A 13,918-nucleotide genomic window follows, 5' to 3' on the forward strand; every position below is an offset into this window, starting at 1 on the left:
CGCGATCGACCCGCGGGCGCTAGTCACCCTGGTACCTCTGCTCGCGCCACGGGTCGCCGAGGTCGTGGTAGCCCAGGCGCTCCCAGAAGCCCTGCCTGTCCATGGGCATGAGCGTGATGCTGTTGACCCACTTGGCCGACTTCCAGAAGTACAGGTGCGGAACCAGCAGCCGGGCCGGGCCGCCGTGCACCGGGTGCAGCGGGGCGCCGTCGAACGTGTGCACGACCCACGCCTTGCCGCCCAGCAGCTCCGCGACCGGGAGGTTGGTCGTGTACCCGCCGTAGCAGCCGATCATCGCGAAGTCGGCGGTCGACTCGACGTCGGCGAGGAGCGTGTCGAGCGAGACGCCGCGCCACGACGTCCCGAACTTCGACCAGCGGGTGACGCAGTGGATGTCGACGGTCGGCTCGTCCTGGGGGAGCGCCATGAGGTCCGACCACGACCACGCGTGCGTCGTGCCGGTCTCGGTCGTGACGTCGAGCCGCCAGGTCGCGGTGTCGACGCGCGGTGTGGGCCCCGCCGAGAGCACGGGGAACCCGGTCTCGACGTACTGGCCCGGCGGGAGCGCCACGCCCTGCGGGCGCGGCCGGCCGTGGAAGCCGGGGGTGAGCGTGCTCATGGCACACGGTAGGCGCGGTGACCGACGGCGCGCCAGGGCTCAGGCGTCGGCGTCGTCCTCCGGGGGCGCCGCGACGAGGCGTACGACGCCGTCGCGCAGCCAGGCGCGGTACCGCTCGCCCGACCAGCCGGCGCCCGCGACGAAGTGCGTCCAGCCCTCGGGCGCGAGGAGGTAGGACAGCGACTCGGCCGCCTCGTCCCGCGGGGCCCGGGGGCGGAACCCGTGCGCGGCGAGCACGTCGACGCTCGCTCGCAGGTCCGTGCGTCGGCGTTCGAGGAGGGCGTCGAGCTCCGCGGCGACGGCGTCGTCGGAGCGCGCCGCCGAGGTGAAGGCGGACCACAGGCCGGCGACCCGCTCGTTCGCCGCCGCGACGAGCGCGACGAGGCCGTCGAGGAACTCCCCGGGGTCGGTGGTGCCGGCCACCGAGCGTCCCTCGGGGCGCTCGCCCAGGGACTCCTGGCCCTCCGACCCGGCGAACGTGAGCTCGAACGCGGCGAGCAGGAGGGCGCGCTTGGGTCCGTGCGCCTTCACCGTCTCGAGCGAGACGCCCGCGCGCGCGGCGACGCGCGCGAGCGTCGTGCGCTCGTAGCCGTGCTCGGTCAGCTCCTGCGCGGCGGCGCGCACGACTCGTTCGCGCGTGCGCGCGGCCTGCTCGGCGCGGAGGTCGGACGTGTAGGCACGAGGCACCACTATTGACTACCCCTTCAAGGTGATGAATACTCCTGACGGTTGCTCGATCTTCTCACACGCCGACTCCCCTCCGGCTTCCTCCGCGCAGACGGCCCGGTCCTGCGCCTTCCCGTCCGACCGGCGCGACCCCGCGCCGCCACGAGAGAGGCACCACGATGGCCACCGTCCTGCTCTGCTCCACGCCTGTGCACGCCCACGTCACCCCGCTGCTCGCCGTCACCCGGGCGCTCGTCGCCCGCGGCCACGACGTCAGGTTCCTCACCGGCGCCCGGTTCGCTGCCGCCGTCGAGGCCACCGGGGCCGAGCACGTCCCGCTCCCGGCAGCGGCCGACTTCGACGACCGCGACCTCGCCGCGGCGTTCCCCGGGCGCGCGGGGCGTACCGGGCTCGACGCGATCCGGCACGACATGCTGGAGATCTTCGTGGCGCCGGGCGCGGCGCAGCACCGAGCGGTGCTCGCCGCTCTCGCCGAGCGCCCGGCCGACGTCGTGCTCGTCGAGCCCCTGTTCCTCGGGGCGATGCCGCTCGTCGCGGTGCCCGCCGACCGCCGTCCTCCTGTGCTCGCGCTCGGGATCTTCCCGCTCGGGCTGAAGAGCGACCACACCGCGCCGTTCGGGCTCGGGGTGCTGCCCGCGCGCGGCCCGCTCGGCGTCCTGCGCAACCGGGCGCTGCACCGCTTCGTCGAGCGGGTCGCGTTCGCCGCCCCCCAGCGTGCCGCGGAGGACATGGTGCGGGTGGCGGGCGGAGAGCCGAGCGGCACCTTCTTCCTCGGGTGGCTCGCCGACGCCGACGCCGTCGTGCAGCTCACCGTCCCGGAGCTCGAGTACCCGCGGCCCGACGTCGCGACCCCGGTCCGGTTCGTCGGCCCGCCGCGCCCGGCGCCGCGGACGAGCGACCGCCCCGAGTGGTGGGGCGACCTCGACACCCGCCGGCCGGTCGTGCACGTCACGCAGGGGACCGTCGCGAACGAGGACCCGACCCAGCTCCTCGTCCCCACGCTGCGCGCGCTCGCGGGCGAGGACGTGCTCGTCGTCGCCGCGACCGGCGGCCGACCCGTCGCGGCGCTCGGGCCGCTCCCGGCGAACGCGCGCGCGGCCGAGTACCTCCCGTACGACGCGCTGCTCCCGCGCACCTCGGTCCTCGTCACGAACGGCGGCTACGGCGGGGTGCACCACGCGCTGCGGCACGGCGTCCCCGTGGTCGTCGCGGGCAAGACCGAGGACAAGGCGGAGGTCGCCGCGCGCGTCGCGTGGACCGGTGCGGGCGTGCGGCTGCGGACGAGCACCCCGCGACCCGGCCAGGTCCGGCGCGCGGTGCGTCGTCTGCTCGCCGACCCGTCGTACGCCCGCGCGAGCCAGCGCCTCGGCGAGCGCATCGCCGCCTCGCCGGGCGAGACCGGCGTGGTCGACGTCGTCGAGGAGGTCGTCGCGGCCCGCGAGGCGTCGCGCGCCGTCCGCTGACCCGGGGGCAGGATCGGGGGATGCCCAGCGACCTGCTCATGCGCATCCACGGCCCCGAGTTCCGCGCCATGTCCGAGAGGGTGCTGCGGGCCACCGAGCTCACCTCGCGGCTCAACGTCCTCCCGTTCGACGACGAGGACGGGCGCGCGCGGCTGTTCGAGCAGATCCTCGGCCATCCGCTGCCCCCGCGCGTGACGATCTACCCGCCGTTCTTCACGGACCACGGGCTGCGCCTCGACCTGGGCGAGCGGGTCTTCGTCAACCAGAACTGCACGTTCCTCGACTACGCGGGCATCCGGCTGGCCGAGCGCGTCATGGTCGCGCCGCGGGTCACGTTCGTCACCGTCGGGCACCCGGTCGACACCGACGACCGCAAGGTCTGGCTCACCGGCGGCCCGATCGACGTGCACGAGAACGTCTGGATCGGCGCCGGAGCGACGATCCTGCCCGGCGTGACCATCGGTCGCGACGCGGTCGTCGCCGCCGGCGCGGTCGTGGCCGACGACGTCCCGGCGCGCAGCCTCGTCACGGGCACCAAGGCGGTCGTGCGGCGCACGTGGTGAGCGGTCGTCCCGGGCCGGAGGGCGACTCAGAGGTCGGCGACGTGCGGGACCGCCGGCGCGACGGCGTCGCGCACCCACGCGGCGAGGGGAGTCGTCGGCGGGCGCAGGATCACGGTGTCCACGCCGAGCCCGGCGAGCGGGCGGACGTCGTCGACGAACGCCGCGACGTCGCCGCGCAGCAGCGCCTCACCGCCGTGCAGCACCGTTACCCGGATCTGGGCGGGGTCGCGCCCGACGTCGTCGCAGTGCCGGCGGAGCACGTCCAGCTTGTGCGCCACGTCCTCGGGCGACGTCGCGAAGAGGTTGCACGCGTCCGCGTACTGCGCGACGAGCCGCAGCGTCTTGCGCTCGCCCGACCCGCCCACCATGATCTCCGGCGTGCTCAGCGGGAGCGGCGAGCACAGCGTCTCCGCGAGCTGGTAGTGCACGCCCTCGTAGGGGCCGTTCGCCGCGGGGTCGTACATCTGCCGCGCGATCTGCAGCGTCTCCTCCAACCGCTCGAACCGCTCCTTGAGCGGCGGGAACGGGACACCGAGCGCCGCGTGCTCGCGCTCGTACCAGGCCGCGCCGATCCCGAACGTCGCCCGGCCGCCCGAGAGCACGTCGAGCGTCGCGACGGTCTTGGCGAGCAGGCCCGGGTAGCGGTACGTCACGCCGGTGACCAGCGCGCCGAGCCGCACGGTCTCGGTGCGGCCCGCGAGGTAGCCGAGCGTCGTGTAGGCCTCGAGCATGGGGTCCGACGGCGGCAGGCCGGCTGGCTCCATCTGGAACCAGTGGTCCATCACGGAGATCCAGCCGAGGCCCGCCTCCTCCGCCGCGGCGGCCGTGTCCCCGAGCTCGCGGCGCAGGGCCGAGGGCTCGACGGAGTCGAATCGCATGAGGTGTGCACCGAGTCGCATGCCTCGCATCGTTCTCCTTCGAGCGCGCTCGAAGTCAACCCCGGCGGGCAGGTGCGGTGAGCACTCGACCCGTCGGTCGTGCCGGAGCCTGCGCTTGCTTCGCTGCGCTCCGGCTCAGCACTCGATCTGTCGGTCGTGCTGAAGCCTGCGCTTGCTTCGCTGCGCTCCGGCTCAGCACTCGAACTGTCGGTCGTGCTGAAGCCTGCGCTTGCTTCGCTGCGCTCCGGCTCAGCACTCGATGACGTTGACCGCGAGGCCGCCCGTCGAGGTCTCCTTGTACTTCGTCGACATGTCGACGCCGGTCTGGCGCATCGTCTCGATGACGGTGTCGAGCGAGACGACGTGCGAGCCGTCGCCCTGGAGCGCGAGGCGAGCCGCGGAGACGGCGGTGCACGCCGCGATGGCGTTGCGCTCGATGCACGGGACCTGGACGAGCCCGCCGACGGGGTCGCACGTGAGCCCGAGGTTGTGCTCCATCGCGATCTCGGCCGCGTTCTCCACCTGGGCCGGGGTGCCGCCGAGCACGGCGCAGATCGCGCCCGCGGCCATCGAGCACGCCGAGCCGACCTCTCCCTGGCAGCCCGCCTCCGCGCCGGAGATGGACGCGTTGCGCTTGTAGAGCGCGCCGATCGCCGCGGCGGTGAGGAGGTACGTGCGCATGGCACGACGCCGACGCGCGGGGTCTGCGGCGACGCCCGGGTGGGTGCGCAGGAAGTGCCGTCCGACGGCAGGGATGATCCCGGCGGCGCCGTTCGTCGGGGCGGTGACGACGCGACGCCCGTCCGCGTTCTCCTCGTTGACGGCCATGGCGAACGCCTGGAGCCACTCGATCGTCGTGTCGGCACCGCGCTCGTCGGCGAGCTCGAGGCGTTCGCGCTGCGCCCGCGCCCGACGCCGGACCTGGAGACGACCGGGCAGCACGCCGTCGCGCTCGAGCCCGGCGTCCACGCACGCGCTCATGGTGTCCCAGATCCGGTCGACGCCCGCCTCGACCTCCGCGGCGGGGCGCAGGGCGGACTCGTTCGCCCACGCGACGGCCGCGACGGACGTGCGCTCGCGCTCGCACAGCGCGAGGAGCTCGGCCGCGTTGGCGAACGGGAACGGCACGCCCGACGGCTCGGTCCCGGGGTCGATCGCCTCGCCCGCGAGCTCGGCGCCGAGCTGCGCGGCCTCGTTCGCGGCGGCGGACTCGAGCTCGGCGGCGGTGAGCACGAAGCCGCCGCCCACCGAGTAGTACGCCTCCTCGGCGATCGAGGTGCCGCTCGCGTCGAGCGCGGTGAACCGCATGCCGTTGGGGTGGCCGGGCATGCGGGTCAGCGGCGCGAGGCGCACGTCGTCGCTCGTCATGGTGACGCGGTGCCGGCCCAGCAGCGCGACGGGCGCGCCGTCGCCCAGCTTCTCCCACGAGCCGGGGACCCGGGCCGGGTCGCACGTCTCGGGGTCGAGGCCGAGCAGCCCGGCGACGACGGCGTCCGGTGTGCCGTGGCCGACGCCCGTCGCCCCGAGCGACCCGCACAGCACGACCCGCAGGCCGGCGACCTCGCTCAGCGCGCCGCGGTCGTCCAGCGTCGCGACGAACGCCCTCGCGGCCCGCATCGGCCCGACGGTGTGCGAGCTCGACGGGCCCACACCGACGGAGAAGAGGTCGAGGACCGACACGTACGCGCTCATGGGGACCATGGTCGCACCTCGTCCCACGATGCGGGCAGTTTTTGCTATAGCGAATGCTCGCGGCGCCCGGTCAGCCCGGCGCGCCCAGGACGACCGGGCAGGTCGCGAGGTGGTCGTCGACGAGCCCGCACGCCTGCATCGCGGCATAGGCGGTCGTCGGCCCGACGAACCGGAACCCGTGCTTCTTGAGCGCCTTCGAGAGCGCGGTCGACTCTGGCGTGAGCCCGGGTACGTCGCCCCACGTCGCAGGGCGCTCGCGGCGGGCCGGAGGCGCGAACGACCAGATCAGCTCGTCCAGCGTGCGCCCGCTCTCCTGGAGCGCCAGCAGGGCGTGCGCGTTGTCGATCGTGGCGGTGATCTTCTGCCGGTTGCGGATGATGCGGGCGTCGCCGAGCAGGCGTTCGACGTCGGCCTCGTCGAACGCTGCGACGGCCACCGGGTCGAACCCCGCGAAGACCTCGCGGAAGGCGGGGCGCTTGCGCAGCACGGTGATCCAGGACAGGCCGGACTGGAAGCCCTCGAGCGCCAGGCGCTCGAACAGCGCCGTGTCCCCGTGCACCGGGACCGCCCACTCGGTGTCGTGGTACTCCTCGTAGAGCGGGTCCCCGTCGCCGAAGCAGCGGGCGCCCGGCTGCGGGGCGGCGGGCGCGTCGTCGGGCACCGCGAGGGGCGTCGACGCGGTCGTGTCGGTCGTCATGCGTCCACTCTGCCCGGTCCCGCCGACACGGAGGCACCCTCCGGCGCCCCCTGTGGACGGGGACCGCGGTGTCCGGGTCTGTGCACGGTCAGGTTCCCGGGGGCGTCGCGGGAGGCAGCCGGAGGTCCGCGATGGCGCGCAGCGCGTCGAGGTGGGAGACGAGAGCGGCGCGGCCGGTGCTCGTCAGCCGCACCCACGTGCGTGCGCGCCGGCCCGAGCGCTCCTTGGAGATCTCCACGTACCCCGCGGACTCCAGCACGGTGAGCTGCTTGGACAGCGTCGGGTCGGAGAGCTCGATGGTGTCGCGCAAGGTCTTGAAGTCCGCCTTCTCGACTCCGGACAGCGCCGCGACGACCGACAGGCGCACGGGGGAGTGGATCACCTCGTCGAGCGTGTGCCGCGGGTGGTGCTCGACGGCGTCGCCCGCGGCGACGTCGCGCTCGGCGGTCATGCGGTCGCCGCGGTGTCGCGCGGCGCGGGCAGCCACGCGGCGAGGAGCAGGGGGACCGCGCTGACGAGTGCGGCAGGGACCCAGAACGCGGCGTCGCCCGCGAACCGGTCGAGCCCGACGAAGAGCGTCGCGCCGTAGACGACGGCCCACCCGCCGGCGCCGAGGACCAGGCGACGGCGCGTCCCGGCGGCCATGCTCCCCTGGCGCGCGGCCCACGTGACGCCCGCCGTGACGATCACGGCCCAGGCGCTCATGCCGACGACGAACCCGATCCGCCCGCCGAGGCCCAGGGCGAGCACGAGGCCGACGCCCGCCGCGGCCCAGCCCGTGAGGTAGAGGCGGACCCAGCGCCAGCCCTGGGTCCGCGTCGACGTGGCGAGCCGCGCGGCGTGCTCCAGCGCGGAGGAGGCCTCGGCCGGGCTGGGGGCGGGGCGGGCGGTCGTCTCGTCGGTGCTCATGTATGCCATCCAAGCATCTAATTTCCAGCATGGCAACTATTTGCCTCGGGGAGTTGTGCCGATGGTCGGGCGTCACCGGTCCGGGGCACACTGTTCCCGGCCGGTCGCGCTCACGGGCGCACCAGCGCCGTCGTCCCGTCCGCGCCACCGAGGAGCACCCATGTCCGACGCCCTGGCCGCGCTCGCCGCCGCCGTCGCGGCGGCGCCGTCGAGCGCCCCCTTGCGCGTCCACTACGCGAGCCTCCTGCTGGCCGCCGGCCGCCCGGTCGAGGCGCTCGAGCAGGCGAGCGCCGCGCTCCGGATCGACCCGGCCGACGGCGAGGCGCTGCGCCTCGTCCAGGACTCGGCCGTCGCCGCGGCGACGGGAGCCCGTCCCGCGGCCGACCCGTCCGCAGCGGGTCCCGCCGCGCCGTCGGACGCGGTCGCCGGGCTGCACGCGCCGACGTCCGCGCCGGGCGGCCGCGACGACGGGATCATCACGGGCGTGCCGTCCGACGCGACGGTCCCGCGCGCGCCGGGCGCCCCTGTGCCCGGCACCCCGGTCGCTGGGGCCCCCGCCGACCCTGTCTCGCCCGCCGCACCGGGCCCCGCGGCGCCGTCGGGCATCGACTGGGACCGGCTGGAGCACGAGGTGGGCGTCCACGTCCCGGCACCGTTCGTCGAGACGCCGGTCGTCGAGGCGCCTGGGCAGGCGCCCGCCGTCCCGCCTGCCGGGCCGGGCGCAGCGCCCCGCGTGGAGGACGACGTCGTCCCGCCCGCACCGGGCGGCGAGCCGTTCCTCGTCCCCGCGCGCGACGACGCCCCGGACGACGGGTCCGGCCTGCTCGAGGTCTCGCGCGAGACGGTGACGCTCGCGGACGTCGGTGGCCTGGAGCCGGTGAAGCAGCGCATCCGCGAGGCGTTCCTCGAGCCGATGCGGAACCAGGCGATCGCCAAGGCGTTCGGCAAGTCGCTGCGCGGCGGGCTCCTGCTCTACGGGCCGCCCGGGACCGGCAAGACGTACATGGCCCGGGCCGTCGCGGGCGAGCTCGGGGCGCGCTTCCTCACGGTGACGCTCGCGGACATCCTCGACAAGTACATCGGGGAGAGCGAGCAGAACCTCCACGCGCTGTTCCAGAAGGCGCGACAGCTCGCGCCCGCCGTGCTCTTCCTCGACGAGGTCGACGCGATCGGCGGCAAGCGCGCGCAGTACTCCGGGTCCTCGGGCATGCGGACCGTCGTCAACCAGCTCCTCCAGGAGATGGACGGCATCGGCTCCGACAACGACGGGCTGTTCGTCCTCGGCGCCACGAACCACCCGTGGGACGTCGACACCGCGCTCCTGCGTCCGGGGCGGTTCGACCGCGTCGTGCTCGTCCTGCCGCCCGACGAGCCCGCGCGCGAGGCGATCCTGCGCCACCACCTCGCCGGCCGCCCGGTCGCTGGGATCGACCTGCGCTCGGTCGTGCAGCGCACCGACGGCTTCTCCGGCGCCGACCTGGAGCACCTCGCGGCCACGGCGGCCGAGAAGGCGATGATGGACTCGATCGCGTCTGGGCAGGTGCGGCCGATCACCATGGCCGACGTGGACGCGGCGCTCGCCGACGTGCGTCCCTCGACGACGGCGTGGCTCCAGTCCGCGCGCAACGTCGTCACGTTCGCGAACAACGACGGCCGCTACGACGACCTCGCCGCGTACCTGCGCGCGCGACGCATGCTCTGAGCCGGCGGGCCCGACCGTGAGCACCACGACCGACCCGCGTGCCGTCGCCTCGCGCGCGGAGCTGCTCGTCCAGATGGGGCGGCCCGAGCGCGCGCTCGACGAGGTCGACGACGCGCTCGCGAGCCTGCCCGACGACCCGCGCCTGCTCCTCGCCGCCGCCTGGGTCCGGCTGCACCTCCAGCGGTCGGCGGAGGCGCTCCCGCTCCTGGAGCAGGTCGTCGGCGCGCAGCCCGCGGCCGACGGCGCGCTGTACCTGCTCTCGATCGCGCGGCAGAACACCGGCGACGTGGCCGGGGCGCGCGACGCCGCGGCCAAGGCGCTCGAGCTGGACCCCGACGACGCGCGGTACCACCTCCAGCTCGCCGACACGCACCTGTCGGGCCGGGTCCGTGGTGCCGACCGGAGGCTCGCGCGCGAGCGCATCGACTCGGCGCTCGGGCTCGCCCCGGAGGACCCTGACCGGCTCGTGCAGGCCGCGCGGCTCTGGTCGCGCCTCGGCGACGACGACCGGGCACGCACGCTCGTGCGCCAGGGCCTCGCCGTCGCCCCGGAGCACGAGGACCTGCTCTACCTCGACGCGGCGCTCGCGCTCGACGCGGGACGCAGCGCGAAGGGGTACAGCGGCGTCCTCGCGATGAACCCCGAGCACGCCGAGGCCGGCTACCTGCTGCACCTCAGCGTCTGGCAGCAGGTCCTGCGCCTCGTCGAGATGCCGGTGCTGCTCGTCGGGGCGGTCGCGCTGGTCGTCGCCTTCTCGATGAGCGACTCCTCCGTCGGCAGCGTCCCGGTCTGGGGGATCGCCGTCCTGCTGTGGACCGGGATCACCGCGCTGCGCGTGCTGCCCGTCCTGCTCCAGGTGCCGCGCGGGCTGCTGCGTCGCACCCTGCGCCGGACGCCGTTCCGCGGCGGGACCGTCGCCGCCGTGGTGGTGGGCTGGGTGGGCGTGCTCGCGGGTCTCGCCCTGCTCTACGTGGTGCGCGACGCGGTCGTCGTGCGCTGGTTCCTCGTCGGCCTGGGCGTCGTGCTCGCGGTCACGACCGTGACCTCCGCGGTCCTGCACGCGGCCATGCTCACGCAGACGCGGGACCTCGGGTACCTCCCGCCCGGTCCGACGGGGGCGGCCCGCATCGCCGGCCTGCGGTCCGGCCTGCGCGGCGCCGTCGTGCGGCGCACGGTGGTCATGGGCCTCGTCGCGATCGTGGTGGCCGCGATCGGCCCGGGAGGGTTCGCGCGCGGCGACGCCCGGCCCGTCGCGGCGCTCGCCGGCGTCGCGTTCGTCCTGCCGGTCGCGGTCGGCCTGGGGGTCGCCTGGCGGGTGGCCGCCCAGCAGCGCGCGGCGTCGGACGAGCGCCCGGCCGTCAGCGCCGGCGGGGCCATCCGTGCCGGGCTGGGTGCGGCGGTCCTCCTCGTCACGACGCTGCTCCTCGCGCTCGGCGGGGTGGCGGCGCTCGCCGCGCTGCCCGTCAGCCCGGGCGAGCACGACGCGGACGGCCGCTACGTCCAGGCGCCGAAGGCCCCGCGCGACCCGGACTCGGACGTCCAGGAGTGCGCCGGCCGCCCCGCGGCGCGTCTCTCCTGCATCCAGGAGAACAACCGGATCCGACAGGAGGAGCTGCGCGACCGGATGGAGGACGTCGACATCCCGAGCATCGACGTCCCGACGCTCGACCTTCCGGACCTGCCCGAGGTCCAGGTGCCGGACGCCCCGGTCCAGCCGACCCCCTGACGAGGTGAGGCACCGGGCGAGCGGGTGGGGCGCCGCCCCACCCGCGGATCCGGCACCGTGCGGCGGTCAGCCGTGGGCGACGCCGCGGGCGGCGGCGCGCCTGGCGACGAACGCCTCGATCCCGTCGAGGAGGATGTCGAGCCCGAACCCGATGTCGCTCTCCCAGTCGTCGGGCTGGGCCTCGGCCGGTGTCCACGCGGCGAGCGCCCCGGTCAGCGCGGGATAGGTCTCGGGGTCGACGAGCCGCGTGAGCACGAGCTCGTAGTCGGCGTACGGGTTGGCGGCCGCGACCGCGTCCTGGTCGAGCTCGGCCGCGGGGGTGTCGGCGGGGAGGCCCTGGGCGCGGCGCACGGCCTCGGCGGCCGCACGCCGGGTCTCGACCTGCACGCGGCCCTCGCCGAGCACGTGCTGCGCGAGGAGCCCGACGATCTGGAGCTTCTCGTCCGTGGTCAGGTCGAGCGGAGCGAGGATCGCGAACGCGCGGTCGATCCAGCGCAGGCGGTTCGGGCCCACCTGCGCGGTCGTCAGCGGCAGGTCGAGGAACCAGGGGCGCGCCAGGACGCCCGCGATCTGCGCGCGCGTCCAGGCCCCGAGCCCGGCGCGCCAGTCGCCCTCGTCGTACGGCGGCAGCGCGAGCACGTCCGCGGCGGCGTCGGCCATGAGGACGAGGAGCTCGTCCTTGCTCTCGACGTAGCGGTAGAGCGCCATCGACGAGTACCCGAGCGACTCGGCGACGCGCGCCATGGACACCGCGGGCAGCCCCTCGGCGTCGGCGAGGTCGACGGCGGCGCGCACCACCTGCTCGACGGTCAGCGCGGGCTTGGGGCCGCGTCGCGGGGCGGGGCCGCGACCCCACAGGCGCGCGATCACGGGCGGCAGCTCCGTCCCGGGGGTCGGTCGATCGGCGCTGCGCGCCTCGGTGGGGTCGGTCGCGGTCATCTCGTCATCCTCCCGCGGGTCTTGACCGCCCGCGAAATCGTGTCTACCGTACGCAGAATAGTAGGTGTCATAAACAGTTTTTGTGCGACGCGGTTCGCTCGCCCGATCCAGGGAGTCCTCATGCCCGCACCTGACGTGCTCGTGCGTGCCGACGGCCTGCGCAAGAGCTACGGCTCCGCGCGCCGGCCCGTGCGCGTGCTCGACGGCGTGGACCTCACGCTGCACCGCGGCGAGGTCCTCGCCCTCCTCGGCCCCAACGGCGCGGGAAAGACCACCACCGTGCGCATCCTCGCCACGCTCCTGCGGCCCGACGGCGGTACTGCCACCGTCGCGGGCCACGACGTCGTGCGCGACGCGGCGCGCGTGCGCGGGCTCATCAGCCTCACCGGTCAGTACGCGGCGGTCGACGAGAAGCAGTCGGGCCGCGAGAACCTCACGATGATGGGTCGCCTCGCGCACCTGCCGCGCCGGGCCGCGCGAGCCCGCGTCGACGGACTCCTAGACGCGTTCGACCTCGCCGCCGCCGCCGACCGCCGCGTCGGCACGTACTCGGGCGGCATGCGCCGTCGGCTCGACCTGGCGGCCGGGCTCCTCACCCGCCCCCAGGTCATGTTCCTCGACGAGCCCACCACCGGCCTCGACCCCCGCAGCCGCCAGACCATGTGGGAGGTGATCCGCGGCGTCGTCGCCGACGGCACGAGCCTGTTCCTCACGACGCAGTACCTCGAGGAGGCCGACCAGCTCGCCGACAGCGTCGCGCTCGTCGACGACGGCCGCGTCGTCGCCGAGGGCTCGCCGTCCGACCTCAAGCGCCGCGTCGGCGACGCGAGCATCGAGCTCACGTTCGCCACGCCTGACGAGGCGGCGCGGGTCGGGTCCGCGCAGACCGTGGTGGCCCTGGCACCTTCCCGGCCCACCACTCTCGGTCCCGACCGCGCGGACTTTCGTCCGACCGCTCTGCGCGTCCCGACCGACGGGTCCGTCGAGCACGTGCGCGACGTCCTCGCCGCGGTGGCGGCGACCGGCGTCGAACCGGTGCGGTGGGAGGTGCGCGAGCCGACGCTCGACGACGTGTTCCTCACGCTCACCGGCCACGCCGCCCGCACGCGCGGCCGGGACACCGAGCCCGGGGCCGTCCCCGCCGACCGCGAGGAGACCGCAGCATGACCGCCCCGACCGTCGCCGCGCCGTCGGGCACGGCCGCGCGGCTTCCCGCGCCCACGCCCAGGCCGGGCCGGCACGTGCTCGCCGACGCCGGGACGATGGTCGCGCGCTCGTTGCGGCTCGTGCGCCGCGAGCCGGACGAGCTGGTCCTCGCGCTCGTGCTGCCGGTGATGCTCATGATCCTGTTCGTGTACGTGTTCGGCGGCGCGATGAGCGTCGGCACGGACTACGTCACGTACGCGACGCCGGGGATCATCCTGCTGTGCGCGGGGTACGGGGCGTCGAACACGGCGATCGCCGTGGAGCAGGACATGTCCGGCGGCATCATGGACCGCTTCCGGTCGATGCCGATCGCGAGCTGGACGGTGCTCGTGGGGCACGTCGTGGCGAGCGTCGTGAAGAACCTCGTGACGACGGCCGTCGTGCTGGGCGTCGCGTTCCTCATCGGCTTCCGGCCCGACGCGGACGCGCTCGAGTGGCTGGGGGCGGTCGGGGTCGTCGCCGCGTACGTGCTGGCGATCACGAGCATCGCGGCCTTCGTGGGCGTGCTCGTGCGCTCGCCCGCGGCGGCCGGGGGGTTCAGCTTCTTCATGCTGTTCCTGCCGTACGTGTCGAGCGCGTTCGTGCCGCCGGAGACCATGCCGTCGTGGCTGCGCGGGTTCGCGGAGCACCAGCCCGTCACGCCGGTGATCGAGACGATCCGCGGGCTGCTCGTCGGCCTGGACTCGACGGGCGCGCCGGTCACGGACCTGGGCCCGACGGCGGCCCTCGCCCTCGCGTGGTGCGCCGCCCTGGTCCTGGTGTTCCTCGGCGCGGCGGCCGCCGTGTTCGCGCGCCGTCGTCGCCGGTAGACCGCCCGTGCGACGACCACACCCGGAG

Annotated in this window: 14 protein-coding genes; 6 read left to right on the forward strand and 8 right to left on the reverse strand. The window is 75.0% G+C overall.

What is annotated here, in order from left to right; translation table 11 throughout:
• Positions 1-19: 19 nt before the first annotated feature.
• Both NF338_RS01350 and NF338_RS01355 read right to left on the reverse strand, forming a co-directional pair.
• Complete coding sequence (locus tag NF338_RS01350; RefSeq protein ID WP_087470305.1) at positions 20-619, reverse strand: sulfite oxidase-like oxidoreductase; 600 nt, start codon at positions 617-619, stop codon at positions 20-22.
• Positions 620-658: 39 nt separating this feature from the next.
• On the reverse strand, positions 659-1,306 hold the full coding sequence (locus NF338_RS01355) for a TetR/AcrR family transcriptional regulator (protein ID WP_264029125.1): 648 nt from the start codon (positions 1,304-1,306) through the stop codon (positions 659-661).
• Positions 1,307-1,464: 158 nt separating this feature from the next.
• On the opposite strand from NF338_RS01355, the gene NF338_RS01360 reads away from it, so the two are divergent.
• Both NF338_RS01360 and NF338_RS01365 read left to right on the forward strand, forming a co-directional pair.
• Positions 1,465-2,769, forward strand: a complete 1,305-nt coding sequence (locus NF338_RS01360; RefSeq protein ID WP_264029126.1) for a glycosyltransferase — start codon at positions 1,465-1,467, stop codon at positions 2,767-2,769.
• A 20-nt stretch (positions 2,770-2,789) separates the two neighbouring features.
• Complete coding sequence (locus NF338_RS01365; RefSeq protein ID WP_264029127.1) at positions 2,790-3,332, forward strand: DapH/DapD/GlmU-related protein; 543 nt, start codon at positions 2,790-2,792, stop codon at positions 3,330-3,332.
• 26 nt (positions 3,333-3,358) lie between these two features.
• Here NF338_RS01365 and NF338_RS01370 read toward each other — a convergent pair whose 3' ends face one another.
• The 5 genes from NF338_RS01370 to NF338_RS01390 form a co-directional block, all read right to left on the reverse strand.
• Complete coding sequence (locus tag NF338_RS01370; protein ID WP_087470301.1) at positions 3,359-4,231, reverse strand: LLM class F420-dependent oxidoreductase; 873 nt, start codon at positions 4,229-4,231, stop codon at positions 3,359-3,361.
• Positions 4,232-4,459: 228 nt separating this feature from the next.
• Positions 4,460-5,902 carry an L-serine ammonia-lyase gene (locus NF338_RS01375; protein ID WP_264029128.1) on the reverse strand — a complete coding sequence of 481 codons (1,443 nt, stop codon included), beginning with the start codon at positions 5,900-5,902 and terminating at the stop codon, positions 4,460-4,462.
• A 70-nt stretch (positions 5,903-5,972) separates the two neighbouring features.
• On the reverse strand, positions 5,973-6,599 hold the full coding sequence (locus NF338_RS01380; RefSeq protein WP_264029129.1) for a DNA-3-methyladenine glycosylase I: 627 nt from the start codon (positions 6,597-6,599) through the stop codon (positions 5,973-5,975).
• An 88-nt stretch (positions 6,600-6,687) separates the two neighbouring features.
• Positions 6,688-7,050: a winged helix-turn-helix domain-containing protein gene (locus NF338_RS01385; protein ID WP_264029130.1), complete on the reverse strand. Its 363-nt coding sequence runs from the start codon at positions 7,048-7,050 to the stop codon at positions 6,688-6,690.
• A complete protein-coding gene (locus NF338_RS01390) occupies positions 7,047-7,508 on the reverse strand; it encodes a hypothetical protein (protein ID WP_264029131.1) in 462 nt (153 codons plus the stop codon). The genes NF338_RS01385 and NF338_RS01390 overlap by 4 nt, the downstream gene beginning before the upstream one ends.
• 160 nt (positions 7,509-7,668) lie before the next feature.
• Here NF338_RS01390 and NF338_RS01395 point away from each other — a divergent pair, with 160 nt between their 5' ends.
• Positions 7,669-9,210 (forward strand): AAA family ATPase, encoded by a 1,542-nt coding sequence (locus tag NF338_RS01395; RefSeq protein WP_264029132.1) that lies wholly within the window; start codon positions 7,669-7,671, stop codon positions 9,208-9,210.
• A gap of 16 nt (positions 9,211-9,226) precedes the next feature.
• Positions 9,227-10,936, forward strand: coding sequence for a tetratricopeptide repeat protein (locus NF338_RS01400; protein ID WP_264029133.1), 1,710 nt, complete (start codon positions 9,227-9,229; stop codon positions 10,934-10,936).
• Positions 10,937-11,002: 66 nt separating this feature from the next.
• Here the strand turns inward: NF338_RS01400 and NF338_RS01405 are convergent, their stop codons facing one another.
• Positions 11,003-11,875 carry a TetR/AcrR family transcriptional regulator gene (locus NF338_RS01405; RefSeq protein ID WP_264029134.1) on the reverse strand — a complete coding sequence of 291 codons (873 nt, stop codon included), beginning with the start codon at positions 11,873-11,875 and terminating at the stop codon, positions 11,003-11,005.
• Positions 11,876-11,995: 120 nt separating this feature from the next.
• On the opposite strand from NF338_RS01405, the gene NF338_RS01410 reads away from it, so the two are divergent.
• Positions 11,996-13,042 carry an ATP-binding cassette domain-containing protein gene (locus NF338_RS01410; RefSeq protein ID WP_264029135.1) on the forward strand — a complete coding sequence of 349 codons (1,047 nt, stop codon included), beginning with the start codon at positions 11,996-11,998 and terminating at the stop codon, positions 13,040-13,042.
• On the forward strand, positions 13,039-13,890 hold the full coding sequence (locus NF338_RS01415) for an ABC transporter permease (protein ID WP_264029136.1): 852 nt from the start codon (positions 13,039-13,041) through the stop codon (positions 13,888-13,890). The genes NF338_RS01410 and NF338_RS01415 overlap by 4 nt, the downstream gene beginning before the upstream one ends.
• The last annotated feature ends 28 nt before the right edge of the window (positions 13,891-13,918 follow it).

The sequence above is a fragment of the Cellulosimicrobium sp. SH8 genome (assembly GCF_025818875.1).
GTDB lineage: Bacteria > Actinomycetota > Actinomycetes > Actinomycetales > Cellulomonadaceae > Cellulosimicrobium > Cellulosimicrobium cellulans_D.